This is a genomic window from Stenotrophomonas sp. 05L44_2 (genome assembly GCF_056665995.1).
On sequence record NZ_JBFTNR010000474.1, the window covers coordinates 1 to 3,376 of the forward strand.

Genomic DNA, 3,376 nt, shown 5'->3' on the forward strand with positions numbered 1-3,376 from the left:
GGCCCGGGCCGATCTCGACCAGSCGGTCGCCGKCCTTGGGATTGACCGCCATCACGATCTTGTCGATGTAGTAGCGGTCGGCAAGGAAGTGCTGGCCGAGCTGCTTCTTGGCCGGGGCGGAAAACACCGGGCCGGAGGGGGAATGCGGGGAAGTCATGTGCTCAGTGTACGTTGCCGCGCCAGCCGCGCACACAGCGTTGTGGCGGCCTGCAGGCTGGAAGGATCGGCAATGCCGCGGCCGGCAAGATCCAGCGCGGTGCCGTGGTCCACCGCCACGCGCGGATAGGGCAGGCCCAGGGTCAGGTTCACCGCCTGCTCGAAGCCGGAGTACTTCAGCACCGGCAGGCCCTGGTCGTGGTACATGGCCAGCACGGTGTCGAAGCCGGCCAGCTTGGCGGGCAGGAACGCGGTATCGGCCGGCAGCGGACCGATCAGGTCCATGCCCTCGCTGCGCAGGCGCTGCAGCAGCGGGATGACCAGATCCAGTTCCTCGCGACCGAGGTGACCGTCTTCGCCGGCGTGCGGGTTCAGGCCAAGCACGGCGATGCGCGGTGCGGGCAGGCCGAACTCGCGGCGCAGCGCGGCATGCACGGTGCGCAGGGTGTGTTCCAGGCCGGGCGCGGTGATCGCATCGGCAACCTCACGCAGCGGCAGGTGGGTCGTAGCCAGGGCAACGCGGACGATGTCGTTGGCCAGCATCATCACCACCTTCACACCGGCCTGGTCGGCCAGCAGTTCGGTGGTGCCGCTGTAGGCGATGCCGCCCTGGTTGATCACCGCCTTGTGCACCGGGCCGGTCACCACGCCGTGCAGTTCACCGGACAGGCAGGCCTGGCCCGCACCGAGCAGGGCACCGATCACCGCACCTGCATTGGCAGGGTCGGTATGGCCGAAACGGCTGGGGGCGCTGTTGGCGACGGCGCGCAGGCGCAGATCGCCGGGGACGCGTGCGTGTGCGTCCTCGGGCAGCAGTTGCAGGGGCAGATCCAGCGCGGCTGCGGCCGCGCGCAGGGTGTCCGGATCGGCGAATGCCAGCAGCCGGCAATCATCGCGCGGCTGCTGGACCAGTCGGACACACAGTTCCGGGCCGATCCCGGCGGGCTCGCCCGGTACCAGAGCGAGCTCGGGGAGCATGGCTCAGGACTGCGGAGGCGTGGCGGTATTTTCCGCCCGGTCACCGCTGCGGAAGCTGACGTAGGCTTCGCCACGCAGCTCCTGCAGGAAGCGGTTGTACTCGTCTTCCAGCTTGCGGCGACCGATGGTCTCGCGGACCTGGGCGCGCTGGTTGTCACTGCCGACGTCGGTCTGGCGGGTGCCCACGCGCTGCACGATGTGCCAGCCCGCATCGGTGCGGAACGGCTGGCTTACGCCGCCGTCCTGGATGCCTGCCACCTGCTGGCCGAAGGCCGGGCCGAACGCGTCGGCCGGGAACCAGCCCAGATCGCCGCCCTGGCCCTTGCTGTTGGTGTCCTCGGACGATTCCTTGGCCACCTGCTGGAAGTCGGCACCGCCGGCAATACGCGCACGCAGGGTGTCGATCTTGGCCTTGGCGGCGGCGTCGGACTGGGCATCGTCCACGCGCACCAGGATATGGCGGCCGTGGTACTCGGTGACCGTGTGGGTGCCTGCCGCCGCGCTGGCGTCACGCACTTCCACCAGCTTCAGCAGCTGGAAGCCGCTCGGGCCACGGATCGGGCCGACCACTTCGCCGGGCTTCATCTGCTGCATCGTCTGTGCGAACGCGGCCGGGATTTCATCCAGGGTGCGCCAGCCGAGGTCGCCGCCTTCCAGTGCATTGGGGCTGTCGGAATAGCGCACGGCCGCCGCATTGAAGTCCAGTTCGCCCTTGTCCAGCAGGGCCTTCACGCCATCAGCCTTCTTCTGGCCGGTGGCGATCTGCTCGGCGCTGGCACCGTCGGGCAGGGCGACCAGGATGTGTGCGAGGTGGAACTGGTTGCCGGCATCGGCCTGCTGCTTCAGGGCAGCATCGACCTCGCCTTCGCTGACGCTGATGCGGCTCTGCGCGAAGCTCTGGCGCAGGCGCTGCACGGTGATCTCGTCACGCACCGAGGCGCGGAAATCGTTGAAATCGATACCGTCACTGGCCAGGCGCTGGCGCAGGGCATCCAGGGTCGAGCCGTTCTGCTGGGCGATGGCATTCATCGCCTGGGTCAGTTCCTGGTCGCTGACACGGATGCCGCTGCCCTGGGCACGGGCCACCTGCAGCTTGACCAGCACCAAGCGCTCGAGCACCTGGCGGCTGAGCACGTCATCGGGCGGCAGCTGGGCCTCGCGGCCGGCGTACTGCGCCTTGATGTTGGCGATCGCACGCTGGAGCTCGCTCTGCAGGATCACGTCCTCATCGACGACAGCAGCGATGCGATCCAACGGCTGGGCCTCCTGCGCAAGAACCTGCAGGGGGGCGGACACGCTGGACACCGCCAGAAGCGATGCGAGGAGAACGGGGAAGCTCTTGGTCATGGGATCTGATTCGGATCGTAGTCATCGCGGGTCGCTCCGGTGTTGCTGGGCGGCACGAGATAGAGGTCGTCGCGGTTGTAGCCGAGGATAGCACGGCGCAAAGTGCGGTCCGTGTCCTGGCCGAGGGAGCTCAAGCCCTTGAGCACGAACTCGAGCTGGATGGAGTTGTTCATTTCGCCTTCGCGGTTGCGCACGTAGCGGCGGGYCACGGCGCGAACGGCCAGGCAGCAGCTGTCCCACTGTACGCCACCGATGATCTCCAGCGGTTCCTTGTCCTGGATCGAGTAGTAGTAGCGGCCGACCAGGCTCCAGCGCTCGTTCAGCGGGTACAGGAACGACAGGTCGGCCTGTTCCAGCAGGGTGCGGTCATGCTTGTTGGCGGTGGCCGGGGCGCCGGAATTGATGCGGTAGCGGTAGGTCAGGTTGACCACGCCGTCGTTGGACATCAGGTAGCGGGCACGCACGCTGGCCAGATCCTCGCGCTTGTACTTGGGGTCCCACTGATAGGTGGCGCCCAGGGTCCAGCGGTCGTTGATCATGTAGTTGCCGTCGGCGATCCAGGCCGACTTGCCCTTTTCAACCGGCGCGCCACCGGGGACCACGCTCACCCGCGACTCGTCGAAGTACTGGATCTGGCCGATGGAGGCCGAGAAACGCTCCTTGCCGGTGGTCTGGTCGATGAAGCGGGTACCCAGCGCCAGAGTCAGCTGGTTGGCGTCGTTCTGGCGATCGGCGCCGGTATAGCGCGAATCGCGGAACAGCTGGCCCCAGCTGAAGGTGAAGTCGCGGGTATCGAAGATCGGCAGCTCGTCCTGGTTGCGGTAGGGCGTGCGCAGGTAGAACAGGCGCGGTTCCAGGGTTTGCAGGAACGACTTGCCACCGATCTTCGTCTCAC

4 protein-coding genes are annotated in these 3,376 nt (G+C 67.4%); all 4 read right to left on the minus strand.

Annotated elements, in window-relative coordinates:
• On the minus strand, positions 1-157 hold a 157-nt coding region (locus AC1VAN_RS15880), incomplete at its 3' end, for an rRNA adenine N-6-methyltransferase family protein (RefSeq protein WP_480986165.1).
• Complete coding sequence (gene pdxA / locus AC1VAN_RS15885) at positions 154-1,134, minus strand: 4-hydroxythreonine-4-phosphate dehydrogenase PdxA (protein WP_282280400.1); 981 nt, start codon at positions 1,132-1,134, stop codon at positions 154-156. The genes pdxA and AC1VAN_RS15880, both read right to left, overlap by 4 nt.
• A gap of 3 nt (positions 1,135-1,137) precedes the next feature.
• On the minus strand, positions 1,138-2,481 hold the full coding sequence (locus AC1VAN_RS15890) for a peptidylprolyl isomerase (RefSeq protein WP_032974943.1): 1,344 nt from the start codon (positions 2,479-2,481) through the stop codon (positions 1,138-1,140).
• A partial coding sequence (gene lptD, locus AC1VAN_RS15895) for an LPS assembly protein LptD (RefSeq protein ID WP_480986164.1) occupies positions 2,478-3,376 on the minus strand: 899 nt, incomplete at its 5' end. The genes AC1VAN_RS15890 and lptD, both read right to left, overlap by 4 nt.

Excerpts from the sequence above, each read along its gene's own strand:
- pdxA (WP_282280400.1), bottom strand. The coding sequence starts at position 1,134 with ATGCTCCCCGAGCTCGCTCTGGTACCGGGCGAGCCCGCCGGGATCGGC.
- AC1VAN_RS15890 (WP_032974943.1), bottom strand. The coding sequence starts at position 2,481 with ATGACCAAGAGCTTCCCCGTTCTCCTCGCATCGCTTCTGGCGGTGTCC.